This is a genomic window from Paenibacillus sp. FSL L8-0638 (assembly GCF_038593075.1).
GTDB classification, from domain to species: Bacteria; Bacillota; Bacilli; order Paenibacillales; family Paenibacillaceae; genus Paenibacillus; species Paenibacillus polymyxa_D.
Genome location: NZ_CP151960.1, coordinates 4,193,672 through 4,212,071, shown reverse-complemented (window position 1 = coordinate 4,212,071; position 18,400 = coordinate 4,193,672). Strand labels below are relative to the sequence as shown.

General features: G+C 35.7%; 10 protein-coding genes. All 10 read left to right on the top strand.

All coding sequences use genetic code 11. The features are described 5' to 3' along the window. The first annotated feature begins 69 nt into the window (after window positions 1-69). The 10 genes from MKY35_RS18795 to MKY35_RS18750 all read left to right on the top strand — a co-directional run bounded on the left by MKY35_RS18795 (window position 70) and on the right by MKY35_RS18750 (window position 18,387). Window positions 70-2,310: a right-handed parallel beta-helix repeat-containing protein gene (locus tag MKY35_RS18795; protein WP_342444520.1), complete on the top strand. Its 2,241-nt coding sequence runs from the start codon at window positions 70-72 to the stop codon at window positions 2,308-2,310. 655 nt (window positions 2,311-2,965) lie between these two features. Then, entirely contained in the window at window positions 2,966-4,813 is a 1,848-nt protein-coding gene (locus tag MKY35_RS18790) for an AAA family ATPase (protein WP_342444519.1), read from the top strand. 4 nt (window positions 4,814-4,817) lie between these two features. Beyond that, the gene (locus MKY35_RS18785) at window positions 4,818-6,761 is read left to right on the top strand and encodes a UvrD-helicase domain-containing protein (protein ID WP_342444518.1); all 1,944 of its coding nucleotides are present in this window, start codon (window positions 4,818-4,820) and stop codon (window positions 6,759-6,761) included. Window positions 6,762-6,783: 22 nt separating this feature from the next. Continuing rightward, on the top strand, window positions 6,784-8,814 hold the full coding sequence (locus MKY35_RS18780; RefSeq protein WP_342444517.1) for a retron Eco8 family effector endonuclease: 2,031 nt from the start codon (window positions 6,784-6,786) through the stop codon (window positions 8,812-8,814). Between the two features lie 260 nt (window positions 8,815-9,074). Then, entirely contained in the window at window positions 9,075-10,109 is a 1,035-nt protein-coding gene (locus tag MKY35_RS18775; protein ID WP_342444516.1) for a reverse transcriptase family protein, read from the top strand. Window positions 10,110-10,486: 377 nt separating this feature from the next. Continuing rightward, window positions 10,487-13,777 carry a hypothetical protein gene (locus tag MKY35_RS18770; protein WP_342444515.1) on the top strand — a complete coding sequence of 1,097 codons (3,291 nt, stop codon included), beginning with the start codon at window positions 10,487-10,489 and terminating at the stop codon, window positions 13,775-13,777. Window positions 13,778-13,821: 44 nt separating this feature from the next. After that, window positions 13,822-14,007 carry a hypothetical protein gene (locus MKY35_RS18765; protein ID WP_342444514.1) on the top strand — a complete coding sequence of 62 codons (186 nt, stop codon included), beginning with the start codon at window positions 13,822-13,824 and terminating at the stop codon, window positions 14,005-14,007. A gap of 87 nt (window positions 14,008-14,094) precedes the next feature. After that, window positions 14,095-14,292, top strand: coding sequence for a hypothetical protein (locus MKY35_RS18760; RefSeq protein ID WP_152380514.1), 198 nt, complete (start codon window positions 14,095-14,097; stop codon window positions 14,290-14,292). 19 nt (window positions 14,293-14,311) lie between these two features. After that, complete coding sequence (locus tag MKY35_RS18755) at window positions 14,312-16,150, top strand: phage/plasmid primase, P4 family (RefSeq protein WP_342444513.1); 1,839 nt, start codon at window positions 14,312-14,314, stop codon at window positions 16,148-16,150. A gap of 971 nt (window positions 16,151-17,121) precedes the next feature. After that, complete coding sequence (locus MKY35_RS18750; RefSeq protein ID WP_342444512.1) at window positions 17,122-18,387, top strand: DNA modification methylase; 1,266 nt, start codon at window positions 17,122-17,124, stop codon at window positions 18,385-18,387. Window positions 18,388-18,400 lie beyond the last annotated feature (13 nt).

The following is an 18,400-nucleotide window of genomic DNA, read 5'->3' as shown; positions in this document are numbered from 1 at the left end:
CTAGCAGTGAACTTAAGCCCAGGCGCAGAAGCCGTATCTAAAAATAGAATTCATTCCAGGAGGTAAGCTATGAATAAGAGAACAGGCTTTAGATTTTTAGTTGTAATTATGATGATTTATGTATTTACTTTTAATCTGGGTGTGGAAACTGTAAAGGCAAATTCCGTATATTATGTTTCTACAACGGGGAATGACATCACTGGAACCGGTACACTATCAAATCCATGGAAAACCATACAAAAGGCAGCAGATACCATGAAAGCCGGAGATACCTGCATCATACGAGGTGGTACATACCGAGAAACAGTAACACTTCATACTTCCGGAACTTCTGCAAAACCCATAAACTTTGAGGCTTATACAGGAGAGAACGTAACGGTATCCGGTGCCGATCCGGTTACTGGCTGGAAAAATTACTCCGGATCCATCTATTATGCGGAAATGAAGGGTTCCCTTGGAACAAAAAATCAGATATTTGTTAATAAGCAAATGCAATTTGAAGCCAGATGGCCCAATTCACCAACACTTGATCCCTTAAATTTAACATATGCAACAGTTGATTCCGGTTCCACTACAACCATCAAGGATGGAGACTTAACTCAGGCACCTGGATACTGGGTTGGCAAAACGGTTTGGAGTGTTCCGGGAACAGGCTACAAATCTTATAAAAGTACCATTACCAGCTCAAGTGACGGCTCCATTACCTTTGATCAAATAGATACTGCAGCGACAGGCGGTAACAGCTATTATATTACTGGTAACCTTAAAGATCTTGACAGTGCGGGAGAATGGTATTATGACAGCACTACTGGCAGACTTTATTTATGGGCACCTGGTGGAGTTGATCCGAATACTTTGACAGTAGAAGCAAAGAAGCGGACTTATGCATTTGATTTAAGTTCCCGCTCTTACATAAATATTACCGGAATTAATATCTTTGCCTCCAGCATTAAAATGTCTAATTCTAATTACTGTAAAGTTTCTAATATGATTGCGGAATATGTCAGTCATGATTCGGATGTTACCAGACAATACAGTACAGGGATATTTATGTCCGGTACCAATAATGAGCTTAGAGACAGTACTTTGACCTACAGTTCCGGTAATCTGGTGAGTATAGAGGGAACAGGAAATAAGGTAATTAATAATCTTATTCATGAAGCAAATTATTCGGCAGCGGATATTCCGGCAATCTATCTATTGGGGGCAAACCATCTAATCAGTCATAATACGGTATATAACGCTGGGCGTCATCTGATATTTATGCCTACCCAAAACAGCCAGATACAATATAATAATCTGTACAATGCAGGAAAGCTGACAAAAGACTGCGGAATACTCTATGAATTTGCCTGGGATGGGCAAGGGACGGTAATTCATCATAATTACATCCATGATAATCTGGCAAAGAATTATTCCGGCACTGGTATCTATCTGGATAACGGTAGCAAGGGCTATACTGTGCATCATAATGTTGTATGGGGAAACTACACAGGGATAAGATTGAATACACCCAGTAATTTTAACCTGATTTATAACAATACCACCTACAGTAACGGAAATGTAGGATATTGGGGAAGTAATTTTCAGTCAGATATGTACGGCGACAGAATTTTCAACAATATCTTTACTACAGCCTTTACACTGCCTGGTACTCATATAGAGGGAAATAATATTACCTCAGAAACCAATCCGTTATTTGTGAATCCCACAGCATATGATTTCAGGTTGCAGTCTACTTCTCCAGCTATTAATGCAGGGGTTGTAATATCTGGAATCACGAATGATTATGTTGGTGCGGCACCGGATATTGGAGCATATGAGTTCGGTGGAACTGACTGGACTGCCGGGCATGATTTTTCTTCACCTCCGGACCCGGTTTTTGAGAGTGTCAGCTTACTTTATGTTAATAACGTAAGGCAATCTGATTTCGAGAAAGGGATAATCTCACCATGGGCAGCAACATATTCAGATACTGCTGCAAGTGTATCGGTACCAAGAAGCGGCTCTAAGAGTGTTAGATTGGGACCCGGAGAAGATGGTATCGAGCAGGTACTTACGGGGCTAAGTCCTAATACCAGCTATATGTGTACCGCCTGGGTTAAGGCAGACATAGGCGAGCGGATTCAGATTGGCGTTAATGGCTTTGAAGGAACGGATGCATCCGCAACATCTGACAGTACATCCTGGACAATGGTAAACATTCCTTTTACAACCGGAGCAGGCGCTACCAGGGCAACAGTGTATGCTTACAAGAATCCTGGTACAGCATATGTTTATGTGGATGATTTTGGGGTAGTTGAGCAATAATTATTTTACTGGTTTTATGTTTGACAGGATTGTCAGAAAGTCAGAAAAACCAAGACTGCCTTGGGGCAGATGGATCAGGAGGGACACTTTCAGTAGAAAATAAAAAAAGAAAGACATAAAGACTCTAATCTAAAAACGATAGATTTTCCGCCAAGGGGCGACCAGACCTTAGGGTCATCATTTTTGTACACTCAAGGCATGTGGAGTGCGTGGTAGTAATATATCGAGAGGAAAAGCATTAATACACGAGGGATTAAGAGCAAATTGAATATGTTCCTGCATTCAAAAAATTGCTTTAGGGTTGAGTGCAGGAATATATTTTATTTACATACATAAGGTACGAGAGAAGTGAGTGGAATTGATACTATGGGAGGATAAGTTAGGTAAGGTCAATAAACTACTTTTATAAAACTCGAAATTATAATATCTTCAGTGAAACTCTACACTCAGGAAAAATTAGGCCCTTAGCATTACGCAGGGCCTTTTTTAGGTTCCATATATCTCCTTGAATATGCTATTATTTAAGATATAAAGAATATTTAGTCAGATTTCAATAGGCTTATTGACTCAAGTTTGTAGTTCGGAAAAAATATCTGAAGATAATCGAATCTTTTTGGTAATTATTTTATAAATCTACTGCAGAGGAGAGCTTAATATGTTTCTTTCAGAAGTGAGAATTGCAAACTTTAGAAAATTTGGTCAAGGAATCAATGGGGAACCTGGATTAGTTCTAAAATTGAATAAAGGTCTAAATGTTTTCATTGGTGAAAATGATGCTGGTAAAACTACAGTAATTGATGCAATCAAGTTCGTTTTATTAACTCAAAGTAGAGAGTACTCGAGATTAGAAAAAGAGGATTTCCATGGTACATCTAATGAACTGAAAATTGAATGTATTTTTAAAGGTTTTACTATAAACCAGGCAAAGGATTTTTTGGAATGGATTGCAATTGATATTGATAAAGAATACACACTTCGCGTTTTTTTAAGCGCTAAAAGAGATGTTAGAGGGAAAGTACTAATTGATGATATACGTGCAGGAAATGATAGTGAAGGGCAGATTTTACATAGCAAGGCACGTGACTTACTCAGAACTATTTATCTTAAGCCCCTAAGAGATGCGGAAAATGAACTTGCTGCAAGAAGGAATTCACGATTGTCTCAAATTTTGCATGCACATCCAGAATTCTCGGTAGGTGATGAACATAGATTAGTTGAGATTATTAAAGATGCTAATCAGAAAATAAAAGAGTACTTCGATTATGACGAAATGACTAGTGACGAAAAGAAAATATTGAAATCTATTAACACATATTTATTGAAATTTTCTGATAATAAAAACTTGTTAAAATCAAATATTGAGTTAGCAGCAGTTAACCTTAAAATGATACTAGAAAAAATTGATCTTCTACTTGTCAATACGAAATCAGGTTTAGGTTCACTTAATCAATTGTATATAGCGGCAGAGTTATTGCTTTTACAAATCGAGAAAACGGAAGGGATTAATCTTGCACTGATTGAAGAAATAGAAGCACATTTACATCCTCAGGCGCAGATAAGGGTCATTGATTACTTGCAAGAACTAACCGAGGATAGTAAGTCTCCTATGCAGATACTCCTAACAACACACAGTGTTACATTAGCTTCAAGTATAAAGCTGAATAATTTAATTATTTTTGCTGAAGGCCAAGCTTACTCTTTAGCTAGAGGTAATACTAAATTACATAGTGGAGACTATAGATTTTTAGAGAGATTCTTAGACTCTACTAAAGCAAATTTATTTTTTGCAAAGGGAATTATTATCGTCGAGGGAGACGCAGAAAATTTATTACTGCCTACATTCGCAGATAAACTCGGGAAATCCTTCGCTAAAAATGGAGTTTCAATAGTTAATGTAGGAAGTACCGCAATGATAAGATATTCAAAAATATTTGTGAGAGAATCTGAACCTAAATTGTTACTGCCTGTCGCGATTATTACTGATTGTGATGAGAAGGTCTCTAAGATCGATAAAGAGTCCGATACTATTATTCTGCTTTCGAATAGAAAGCCCGAATTAACAAGAAATGATAAAGAACTTAAATATAGTGATGGTAATGTTAGGACTTTCGTTTCTCAAGAGTGGACTCTTGAATTTGATGTAGCTTGTAGTTGTTTAAAAAAAGAATTATTTGCTGCTATTCTGATGGCAATAGATTATATCGCAGAAGATAAGGCTCTAGCAGAGAAAAGAAAAGCAAAAAAAGTTAAAGATATAAGCGAATATTTAACAGACGCTGAAGAAAAGATAAGTGAATGGGATGTTAAAGAGCCTTTTATGCTAGCCTCAAATATAGTCAGAGATGTAGTGCTCAAGAAGAATGTTTCAAAGGCAGCGGTAGCTCAATGTTTCTCTGAGATTTTGAAAGAACGTAGTTTCACAACTGAGGAAATTCAAGTTATTAGAAGTGATATCTATCTAAAGTATTTAGTTGATGCTATAGATTACGTGACAGGAGTCTAGCTTAATGAATAAGTTAAATGTGACAAATGAAGACATTGAACATGCAGCGGAAGTTTTGAATATAGCGAGTGGTTTTGATGCACAAAGAGTTGATGTTATTAAATGCATGGAAAGTAGAGATATAGTTGCTTGTCCAGGTAGTGGAAAAACTACAGTTTTACTCGCTAAGTTAATTATATTAGCAAGGCAGTTACCTTTAAAAAATAATAAAGGCATATGTATTATTACTCACACTAATGTTGCAATTGATGAAATAAAAAAAAGGTTAGGGGACAAGGCAAGTGCTTTATTGTCCTATCCCAATTTTGTCGGTACGATTCAATCCTTTATAGATAAATATCTGGCGGTTCCTGCTAGTATAAAGTTTTACGGAAGAAGGCCAGTTACTATTGACACTGATAAATTTAATATTCAGATTGAAAAAATGTTTGATTTCATTAATATGAGAAACGGGCTTGAGGCATTCTGCAACAGAAATAAAACGAGTATAGCAGATCTGAGATTTTCTTTAGAAGATAAACTGATTTACAAAGGTCAAAAGCTTTTTTTATTTGATAAAGAAGTTGATAAAAAATACGAAACAAAATTAATAAGAGCCTTCAATACTTTGATCACTGAAAGAGGGATTTTAAGATACGAAATTGCTATGGAACTTGCTTTGAAATATTTAGAACAATATGAGAACGAATTGAGGACTCTCTTCACCGAACGATTTGCCTATGCTTTTGTTGATGAGATGCAGGATACAAATGATAAACAGATGCAAATTCTAACCAGGATTTTTGATAGAGATCAGACTATTTTTCAATGTTTTGGTGATCCACAACAGGCAATATACAATTCAATTGAGAATAATGGAGCTTGGATTCCAAATAAGCCATACTATATCACAAACAGCAAAAGATTTAGTCATAATATTGCTACTGTTTCAGATTTGGTTTCCATCGCCCCATATGGTATGCGTGGAAAAGAAGCTTCTAATATACCTCCAATTATTATTACCTACAAAGATAATAATGTAGAAAGTGTGCTTCAAATTTTTTCTGAGTTAATAAAAAAGTACAGTTTGCAGAATGAAAAAAATGCAGTTTTCAAGGCTATTGGTATGGTTAAAGGTAAAGATAAACTTGGGATTAGAGACTATTATCCGAGTTTTGACAAGAATAATGATTTCCGTAATTATAAAAATGATTATTTAAATATAGAGTCATATTTTTCAAAACTAGATGATGTAATTTTATCTAAAAATGGAATAAAAGCCTATTACGACAGATTTTTAAATGTTATTTTAAAAGTAATGAGGTTCGCTAACATAAAAACAAATGAAGGAAGATACTATTCCAAAAATGCATTCTTAAATCATGTTTCAGAGACAGATCAACAATTCTTTGATAGAATGCATCGTATTTTCGTGAAATTTATAACTCTGATTGAAAAAGAAAAAGAGATTAAAAAGTATTTTTCTCAATTAATATTAATCATAATTCGAAGATATTATAGTGTCAATGTGGACTTAAAAGAAATATTTCACTCGAAAACAAGTATTGATAAGCAGGTAGATTCTGCTAAATCATTAAAAAATAATATTTATAAAAACAAAGAAATTGAAATACAAATAGACACGGTCCATGGAGTAAAAGGACAAACTCATACTGCAACTCTTTATCTTGAAACAATGTATTATGAAAAAACAGTAGAAAATATAATTGATTACCTCGTTAATAATTCTAAACGAAAGAGAGGGAAGAGAATTGAAAAGCATTTGAAAATAGCTTATGTTGCTATGACAAGACCTGAAAAGCTCCTTTGTATAACAATGGATGAAAGCATATTTAAACAAAACGAATACAAATTAAAAGTACAAGGTTGGGTAAGTTATGTTGATATCTTAAAAGAAGAAAATGAGAAAAATATTTTAGATACGAATTTAACTCAATGCCTCTTTTGATGAGGAAAAAGGATGATTATCTATGTCTATATCAAAATTGACAATAAAAAATTGTAAGTCTATTGAGTTTATGGAATTAAATTTAAAAGAAAACATAAGTTGTTTTATTGGAACTAATAATGTTGGAAAATCTAATATAATGAGAATATTGAATTTTTTCTATATCAACCTTACAAAAGAGTTTTTTGATGAGTCAATGTTTAGTACAAGTAATCCATATAATGATGAAATCGAAATTACTGTTGAGTATGATTTAAGTGAATTAATTTATAAAATGAATGTCAATACTGCTTTTGGTTTTTTAGACCCAACAAATGAGATATTTGAGAAAATAAGCAGCTACACAAAGAAATATTCAATAAACAATAGAGTTACGTTATCTTTAAAATACAATAGAAATAATAATACTATAACTTGGAATAATAAAGATTATGATTTTAGGGCGTTCATTTCAGTTAGATTTCCTATATTTTTGCTGGAGTCAAGAAATATAGATCTTTACAATTGGGATTTGATATGGAAAGTTATTGGGACGATTGCGCCATTTAGACAGAAAGTTACTATAAGTGATAACATCAAAGGTATCTTTGATTTAGAAGAATCAGAGCAGGATAACTATCAGACTGTTATTGAGGACATTCTCAATGAGTTTGAAAAATCAAATATAAAAGTTCGTAAAACAAATATTTATGAAAAAATAAGTCAGATAATACAACTTCAAATAGGGGGGAGTCATTTTAATTATGATTCTCACGAATTAAAAATTGGCTCCTATGGTATGAATTCTTACACATTTATGAGTTTGTATATTAATTTAATATTAAAATTATTTGAAAATAAATATCTTTCTAATCCGTTAATTATGTTAGATGAACCTGAATTACATCTTCATTTAAAAAGGATAGAAGAATTTGTAAGAGGGATAAAGCAATACAAAAGGTATACAACAACAAAATGGATATTTGCTACTCATTCACCATCGTTTGCAAAAAATATTATACTTGAAAACGAGAAATATGAAATATTTCATGTCACAAATACTCCAATCTTTAATAGAACTCAGATTAATAGAATTAACGGTTTTAAACAAAAAAAATACAAACTTCTATCAGATAATGAAGCTAAGCTATTTTTCTCGGAAGCTTGTTTATTTGTAGAAGGTGAAACTGAATTGGAAATTTTTAAAAATGAGTATTTGTGTACTTTATTTCCCGAACTTTTGACGATTGATATATACTCTTTTGATGGAAAAGACGATAAGCTTAAACTAGTTAATCCTAATGATAGGAAATCCAAAATTAAATATCTTGTTTTAATTGACATGGATAAGATATTAAATTACTCTCCAAAAGCAAAAAAATTCAGTATAGCAGGTAACGCTTATTTAAATGTAATTAAGAACAAATGTTTAGTAAATCGTGAAAAGTATCATTATACTAAAAAGTTTAATGATACTTTCAGAGTTAGAAACAGAATTAGTGATAAGCTGAAATTAACTACATTCGAAATAGATTCAACCGGACTTTGTATTAAACAAAATGAGGAAAGAGTTGAACTGGTTGATTTAATGAAAAAATATTACGCTCAATACAACTTTATGCCACTTGAAACAACTATTGAAGGGGCTATTATTAATAGTGCAAACTATCAACTGTTTTACGAGTGGATTAAAGAGTATAATTGGGAGGATTCAAAGTTTGAAAGCTTATATTCCTCCTTACAAACTGATAATCAGAAAACCAGCTTACTTAGGGTGATTTTCTTCGGTAAAACAGATTGGTTAAGTGGTGAGAAAGAAGACAGAAAAGCTAATCAAATCTCAGAATTTGCAAAAAAATTTAAAATTATTAAAGAGATACGTAATGATTTGAAAAAATCTAATCTAGACTTTGATGATAAGACCAGTGGTTGGATAACTTTATATCTCAATTGGTTTTTTGAAAAAAAATTAGATTTACAAAAACCTGAAAACATATTTCTAAATAGAAATTTGTTTCAAGAAAGTTTTCCGGAATTAGGAAGAGTGATTGTTTGTTTAGATGGAATGCTGTAAGATAAATGTAAAGTGAAGGGTAAGTAGTAAATTCTGAAATAGTTATTATTTAACTATAGATGCCATGAAGAAAAGCTGTTTTATCCCTTGTATCTCAAGAAACTCCAAATTTCTTGTAACGTTTCATTAGCGGTTATAGGGAAAATCCATGGTTTTAGGCCTGCTAATTGTCGCGCTCATCTATTTACGCTAATTGGGCCTACTCTTATTAATTCGAGGATCTAGGATGTACTTACCCTTACACTTCTAGGAGAAATTAAATGCGTATTGAGAGTTTAGACAAATTTGAAAAAAAAGTACTCCGTGGTAGCGTAGCTGATTATATAGGCTCTTTAACTGTAGATTCAGTATCAGGTGCCTATTACACGAAAACTATAAAAAAGAAAGACGATTCCGAGCGAGTTTTACAATGTATTGATAATAAACATGTTGTATTTAAAATTCAAAAGCATTTGAAAAATAATTTTTTTGATTTTATTCCACTTTCAAACCATGCATACGGCTATGTGAAGGGGAAATCATATTATGATTATCTTAAACCTCATTTAAATAATAGTTTCTATCTAAGATTGGATATTAAGAGCTTCTTTGAATCTATTAAAGAAAATAAGCTAAGAGAAGTTCTGGAATATTATATTGATGATATTAAAATTAGTGATGACCTAACACTTATTGATTTTATATTAAAAGTAGTTACTCTAAGTGGTAGCCTCCCACAAGGCGCTGTAACATCACCTGTTCTGTCTAATATATTATTCAGATTTCTAGATATTAGAATTTCAAGATATTGTAGAAAATTTGGGGTTGAGTATAGCCGCTATGTTGATGATATGCTTTTTTCTTCAAATAATTTATTCGTTCATAAGATAATTTTTACTAATGGAATCACAAAAATTCTAAATTCTTATGGACTGCGTTTAAATAATAAGAAAAACATAAAAACTAAAAAAGAAATTTCTTTAAACGGATTTGTAGTTGGAACTGATATACGATTGTCAAGAAAGAAAACAGCTTTTCTTTCCTCAATTATTTATTGCTATCAGCACTCAAAGGAAAAAAATACCCATAACTTTTTATACGAGATAAGAAAACATTTTAAGATGGATCCTAAAGAGAAAATAAATATGCTTTGGCTCCATAATTATCTAGCCGGATATCGATCATTTTTACTGGGATTACTCCCCTTTGATAGTGTGGGTGTTATGCCTGAAGATACGACAAAGGTACACAAAAAAATATTATTTAAGATAAATGAAATTGAAAAGATATTAGATATAACAGCGTTTGAAATTTAGAGATTAAAGAGGTACCTTTCTGAGGGTCCATGATACTTAAATATCTTGTGGAACAAGCCTTTCTTCCTTAGACAAAATATATAAGAGTTCAGTAATCGAACCCTTGCTTTGATTTTAGAATAAATGAAATGGATGAGATATCGTTTTAATTGTATAAATTATCTTGATAGTCATAATTCTAAATAAGTGGTAAGGCCCAGCCAACTGATAGCTGGGTCTTTTTGTCTTGCCCATTATATTATTTTTAAAATATGAGTTACCTTTCGCTCCATGAACGATTTTTTTTTCAAAGTAAGCTCTTTTAAAGCGAGCGGATACTCGATATAATGGAAGAGAACGTTTGTTCTGTTTTTTAAAAAGGTTATGGAGGATAACGTATGATCAAAAAAAGACAGTACTACATATGGCAATATCAACTTGGTGATGTAACAGAGCAAAATGGCGAATTTTCGGTGGCCTACACTTTAGCAGATGCCAAGCAAACAAGTGAAAATTTCATGTATTACATTTTGCACGAGAAAATAATGAATAAGCAATTCGATGCTACTCCAGGGTACATAACCAATCAAAATACTACCGATCCAAAATCCAATAACAGCGAGCCGATCAGAAAAATGAAGAATATTCTCCCTATCATGACCATCGAAACGGGACGTGGACGTAGCGATGAGGACAATGACAAACTCAAACGTTTGCTGGAAAAGGGCTTCACCGCCATCTATTCAAATACAAACGGTCAAGAGATTGCTCGGCATACCTATGTATTTTTGGATAATGTCCTTTCCGGTGCTCAAAACAAAGAATGTCGTCAGCTATTTGTATTGGAGAAATACGCTGAAGCATTGAAGGCACATGTTTCCCTTGGAACCGAACCGACCAAGTGTACCGTATCAAAAAACTTGACGCGCAATGCCCTAATGACAACAGACGTGTATCTTTATCCTGTAGATATGAAGCAATTAACCATCTGCATCCTCCCTGATAAAGAAGTACCCGTAACGGAAGGCGTAGAGATGATTCTTCCATATCATCGTACACCTGAAGAAGAGGACATGTACACTAAGCTCCAAGCCTATATGGAAGAAGAAAAGCACTATGAAAAGCAGCGCAAAAAAATCAGCCAAAAGGTCAAAGAGCATAAAATCGAACTTCCTATCGCACCTAACGATAGAGACAAATACAAAACGACTGGTCGCTGGGAAAAAGAGAATAGCAGACGAGTGTCTTTAGAGCACCTAAGTAAACCTGCATGGAAAGTTGAAAAGAAAGATGGCGTTTCGGTTCCCGTATGGACTATCGACCAGACTGAGCCGTATGAGAAAAAAGAATTCCCCATCACACCATGGTCAACGGGATTGCAATTAGCTGAAGTAAAAAATCATATGGTCATGGAAAATGTGTTTGATGGTATGGGTTTGGTTTCAAAAGAGTTAGGCCAGCAGATGGAGCGTTTTCTACAGGTAGACTATACGATTACAGGTTATCAATTACGCTTGCCAGCAATCAAAGGTTTTTTTCCTTGTGTAGATTTTCATGGATATTTCCATAAGCATAACGTAAATCGAATTCAGGATATATTCGGAACATGGCATGATACAGACAAGATCGATATTTTAACTACCGAGTCTACTTTTAAAGCGAAGCTGCAAGTGATCGGAGAAAAGCCAGACGGTTCAGAGGAGAAAGCCTGGTTATTTACCTCAATATCCGCATACCAGTCTAAATTGATCGAGTATGGCTATGATGCGATTGGCATCTCCAATATTGCCAAGCCAGTGCATGAACAATACCGAAAATCATCGTATCAGTTATTGCTGGCACTGGATTTTCAAGCCAGAGATATCGTTTGCTTATCCCATGTGCAGGGTGATCTCATATATCAGGCATTAAGTATCTATCGCAAAGAGAAGCTGGATTGGGGAGATCTCCGCTACTTGCAAGCATTTTTGCACTTGGTGTATCGGGAAAATTCAGATAATGGAATTGGTAAACAGTGTAGTGATACCCTTCATGCTCTACACCTTAATAAAAAATTGGCATTCGACCGTAAAGTTAGGCAAACGATCAAGGAAGTAATCGATCATAAAATAGATGAAATGGGCTTGGGGAAGTTTTATGTTGAAGCCAAGTATCTGTATGTGACACAAGATATTTTAGCGTTCTTGTCTTACGCTGCGGCAGCGGATCATCATACTTGGAAATATACAGGGTTTTTGTCTGCCAAGCAGAGTTACTGTGGCGGTGCGATATTAGGTCAGAATCTGTTTGCGAGAAATCCGATCATGTCCTTCAGTGAAATCACGCGAACCACATTCGTGGGTTATGAAGGTGAGGATGCTGAGTTTATTCGTCATATCGACAATATTGTGCAGCTTCCTTTAGGAACCGAGCCAGATCGTCTTGGCGGCGCAGACAGGGACGGCGATGAACTACTGGTTTTGTCTACAGAATTAAATTTGGTCGAAACTCAGATTGAATACCTTCAGCAGTACAATTTTAAGGTTAATAACGAAAAAAGTGAACACCACGGTAAAAATCGGATTGACCTGTTGAATGAGAATATTCAGCAGCATTTTGCGGAACGTTTTCCCGCTCAGGCTAAAGTATCAGTGGCAGACTATGTGATCGATTCACTGGTACAAGTCAACGATGCAGATAAATCCACCGCTCCTTCACAGGATTGGAACAAGGCAAATGTTATTGATTTTATTATTCGCTCTGAAGATAAAACGGGAGAAATTACCGATATTAATACGACGATTGAAAATATCGCTAACGCGAAGGGTAGGCTATTGCAATACAAGTTTCCGATTGCGATCATGAAGCATTTGCAGGCCCTATGTATAGATGCTTCCAAATCGGGTCTGTTCGACCAAGTTGTCATTCCAGATGTAATTCAATATCGGTTTGGAACGTTGAAGCCACAATTTACATTTTTCAAAGACGGAAAAACCTACAACAAGGATCGTCAGTACATCTCGGCTTTAGATCTGCTTGCCGAGTCCATGTTTTCATTTAAGAAATATATAAATCGAATCATGATAGACGATACGGATCGGAAAATTCGGAAACATCAGTTTGAGAATATCTATCAGTATTTTCAAAATCCTGACTTGGATACAGTGTATGTGGATCAAACCATCAATGCGTTAAAGACAACTTATGATACGTTCCTGCAAATAAATAGAGAGCTAACGCAAGAGAAGCAAAGCCTGAATCCATTCGCATCAGACGAGAAGCAGAAGCGATTGCGAAAAGAAGTGGATGCCAAATTTGCGGAGCTATATCGGGAAACGAAGGCAGCAGCAGAAAGCATATGCGATTGTCCTTCTCTACTTGCTACGGCTGCTGTGCGGAAGACTTACGTGGACTCCAAAGCGAAAAAATCGAATAAAAATTATTCCTTTTGTTGGGTGGTCGCCAGTGAAGGAATGCTGCAAAATGTACAGCTTCATTATGAGGACAAAGATAAAGTATATATCCAGCAGGCAAAAGAAAGTGATGAACATACCTTTGAATGGTTAGGCCATAACTATGCCACGGTGATGAAACGAGAAGCTTACACGTTACAATGGCCTGAAGGCAAGGATATGAGCATCCCTGACAAGTACCTCAAACGACAGGATGCGAAGCTCGGTGATCTCATCGACTATAAAATTTCCTTGTAAGCAGCGAAAAGAGGACATGGAATCCCAAAGAAGTAGCTGAGAAAATGGTGGGTCAGACATACACCCTGTTCGATGACCGTGGCTGGCTTGGCGTAGCTGAAGGATTGAGTATTGCTCGCAAAGCAGGAGATTCCATCCTCAATTGCTATATGTACAAGTCGATAACCATTAAACAGATTATAAAGACAACGAACGCTTCTATCATTTTCCAGGCAGACTTTCGAGCATAACCATGCGGCTTGTCAGCCGGTAGAGAGGGATGTGGAAGAGATTTACCTTTCACATTCCAAACACTTATTTATGTGAGGAGGTCAAATATGGATAGCTATACCATTGTCATTACCCAGTCTCGAATGGCAGGATGGTTGATGTTTAATCGGTTTCATAAAATGGATGAAAAAGTAGATTTAAAGGATTCCAATCGGAAAGTATTTATATTCAAGGATTCACTTCCATTAAGGAAGGCCATGGAACAATATAACGAATTTAAACAGGTAGTCGATAACATCTATTAATAAGGGGGATCATAACAATATGACAATAGCTTTACAAAAACACGATGATAAACACAAATATTATACCGACCAATTCACCATTAATGGAAAACGGGTGGCTGTACGAAAAAATAGCAATAGCAAACAAGTAGAGGCTTGGATAGATGGTATGTGGAAGCCGATTACCAAGGAAGATATCGATAAACAGTATCGGATACAGTTTGATTATTCTCCATATGAGTTGGAGTTTTCGTATAATGGTGGCAAAACGTGGTGGACATACACGGACGAAAAATATATGACCGATTCGGAACGAGCGTATTTCAAGAAGGAGATCGCGTTTTTTGAGAATTGGGAACTTGAACAACGGATTGCAGAGGAAGAACGGAAAGCGAATGATCCTGAATATCAAGAGTGGCTTGCCGAACAATATGAAGAATGGTTAGCTCATGAGGAAGAGTATTACCAGAGTCAAAGCAATTCTAAGCTTACATCTTATGTGGATTTTCCAGATGTGTTCAAACGCGATGATGAGTCAGCAGGAGAGAATTCTCCCAAATCAATTGAGCATAATTATATGGAATACTTTGAGATTCACGGAACGCATAAGAAATTTCAACCTGTTTGGTATGCCAAAGATATTTTAGATCAGCATATGAAATGTTTTTCTGATGGTACGTTTTTGTATCGATATGATCAGGGCGTATATGTCAATGATGGTGAGCGTCACCTGGAGCAATTATCCGTTACCCTGCTGGATAATGAATTTCGCCATAGTCGGATTAAGGAAGCACGTTATTACATAGAGGCCCAAAGTTATATTGCAGGAACCCAAATGAATCTGTTGGACGACTATATTAATGTGAAAAACGGTTTGTTGAATTGGAAAACGGGAGAGTTAAGGGAGCATACGCCTGATAGACGGAGTACTATTCAATTTCCTGTCCTATATGATCCTACGGCCAATGACCCTGTCATGCTTCAGTTTATCGAATCTGTACTGGAAAAGGATACGCATGCAACTTTATTTGAAATGATTGGCTATTTCCTGATTCCCACCTTGGAATATGAAAAAATATTTTTATTCACAGGTACGGGAAGCAACGGGAAATCGGTATTGATTAAAACGATTGAAGCAATGATAGGCAAGGCGAATATATCCAAAGTTAAAATTCAGGATTTAGAAGGAGACAGATCACGGTTTAAGATTGCCGAGTTGTATGGAAAAGTGCTGAATTGCTTTACAGATATCCCTGCGGATGCATTGAACTCAACAGGGAACCTCAAGGTGCTTGCCAGTGGTGAAGGATTAAACGCAGAAAAAAAGGGGAAAGATCCCTTTAACTTTGAGCCGTTTTGTAAATTGTTGTTCAGCGCCAATGAGTTGCCGAAAAGTAGTGATAACAGTGACGGATTTTTTAGAAGGCTGACGGTGTTTCCTTTTACTCGTAAATTTACAGATCAACAAAAGGATACGAAACTAATTTATAAACTGACGACTCCATCCGCTTTATCGACACTATTAAATTATGCACTTGAGGGCTTAAGACGACTCGAACAACAAGGTGGATTTTCGTATTCACAAACGATTAAGGATCAAGTTAAAACGTATCAAATGGAGTCGGATACCATTATGCTGTTCATAGATGAAGAATGTGAAATTGAAAGTGAAGCTTCAAAACAGGATGAAAGCCGAATTGAATGCAAAAGGTTGTATGCCAAGTATGCTGCATGGTGTAAACAAGGTGGATTTAAACTTGAAACGACGACTAAATTTAATAAGCATCTCGATGCAAAACTTAAGGATAAGATTTACCGGAAGAAGGCCAAAACAATAAGTGGCAGCTCAGTTCCCTTTTGGTTTGGTATCAAAATATAATGTTTCCTGTTTGCAGCATCTGTTTCCTGTTCGTTTTCTGTTTTGCATACAATTGGAAACGGAAAAATAGTTTGTTTACATAGAGAATCATGAGTTTGTTTCCATGTTTCCTGTTTTTTTAACTCTTGAGAGAATACATATAATAATATTTGATCGAATATTATGTGCTGGTGAGGAGTGTATATATGATAAGGAGTGCTCAAAACTGGAAACATGGAAACAGCTTTTAAAAATCTGCTATTATATTGGAGAAATTGAAGTGAAGATAGGAATTGATCGTCATAAGGTTGGAAACAAACTGACGGAGAATAGGAAACATCAGCCTAATAATGAGGTTTATATCATGGGCTTGTCAGCCCGTAGGGAGGCTATGATGGGATTGAATATATTTGTTCATCAGCCATGAATTTTAGAGTAAAGGGATGATTGGAGTTGCGAAAGTGAACTTAATAAGCCGCAATGGGGTTGGGTGTGGGAGGGGAAACAGCGGCAGCAAATATTTGTCCGAAGTGCAGCTCAAGCGAAACGAAGGAAAATATTTGGAGAGTTTCCCCTATCCCACAAATAGATTATATATACATTCAGCAGAATTCATACACATAATCAAGTCATATTATTAACTGGCTAGGAATATCGTTTTAAAATTTTTGATTTACATATAGAAATTAATCTTGCTGAATGTAGGCTGATATTTTCAAAATTTTAAACCACACGAATTGAGGACTTGAACTTACAAAGAGTAAAATGTGTCACGTGACACATTGAGCAGATTTACAATTTAGGCTACACGGGAACTCTGGCTACTGGCTAGGGTTCCTTTTTCATTTAGAGAGGAGAAATATGAATGCTATTAATGTTACAAGCAATAATCATAGAAATATTACGATTTATTACTGTAGTTGGTGTGGTTTACACCTGGATGTGGATTGCAGTCTTTTTAAAAACGAGTTTAGAAAGGGGGATCAAGTGGATTGGAAATCAAATTCGTAAACGTAGAAAAGTTAAATCCGTACATAAAAAACGCTAGAAATAATGAGAAAGCTGTAGAATATGTAGCAACGAGTATTCAGAGTTATGGTTTTAAAAATCCCATTCTGATTGACAGTAATCATGAAATCATAGCAGGTCATACTCGTTTGTTAGCAGCTAAGAAGCTTGGACTAAAGGAAGTACCAACTATATTAGTCGATGACTTAACACCAGAACAGGTCAAAGCTTTCAGAATAGCCGATAACAAAACGGCTGAGTATGCAGATTGGAATTTTGAATTGTTAGCGCAGGAACTGGAAGAGTTAAAACTAGCTGATTATGATCTTTCTCTAACTGGATTTGATATGAGCGAGTGTGAGAAGTTGCTGGATACATTACATGAAGAAATGGTGGATGAGGAAGATGATTTTGATTTAGATGAAGCATTACCTGAACATCCGATCACTCGTAAAGGTGACATTTGGCTACTTGGTAAGCATAGGCTCATATGCGGTGACTCGACTAATCCGCAGGATATCGCAACATTGATGGATGGTAAGAAGGCTCAGCTTATTGTAACTGATCCACCTTATAACGTGGATTATACAGGTAAAACCAAGGATGCATTGAAAATAGAGAACGATAAAATGGACAATCACCAGTTTTATAATTTCCTATTGGCCGCCTATACTCGAATGTATGAAATAGCTGATGACGGAGCAAGTATTTATGTGTTCCACGCAGATAGTGAAGGTTTGAATTTTAGGAAGGCATTTATTGAAGCCGGATTCAAACTGTCTCAATGTTGTATATGGGCAAAGCAAGCAATGGTAATGGGACATGCCGATTATCACTGGATGCACGAACCTGTATTATATGGTTGGAAGCCGACAGGTGGACACTACTGGAATAGTGATCGTAAGCAGACGACATTATGGCAATTTGATCGTCCTTTCCGCAATGAGTATCATCCCACGATGAAGCCGATTCCCTTGATTAGCTATCCGATTAAAAACTCAAGTAAACTTGGTGATATCGTATTTGATCCATTTGGTGGTTCAGGTTCAACGTTGATTGCTTGTGAGGAAACAGATCGGATTTGCTATACGAGTGAGCTTGATCCCAAATATGTAGATGTGATTGTAAGTCGATATATTGCCCACGTTGGCGATAATAGCGATGGATATTTGATTCGAGATGGAGTGAAGGTGAGCTACCAAGAAGTTGTTGCTGAGTCGGTAAGGTCAGAGGTATCATGTGCTGACTAAACCGAAAGGGTGA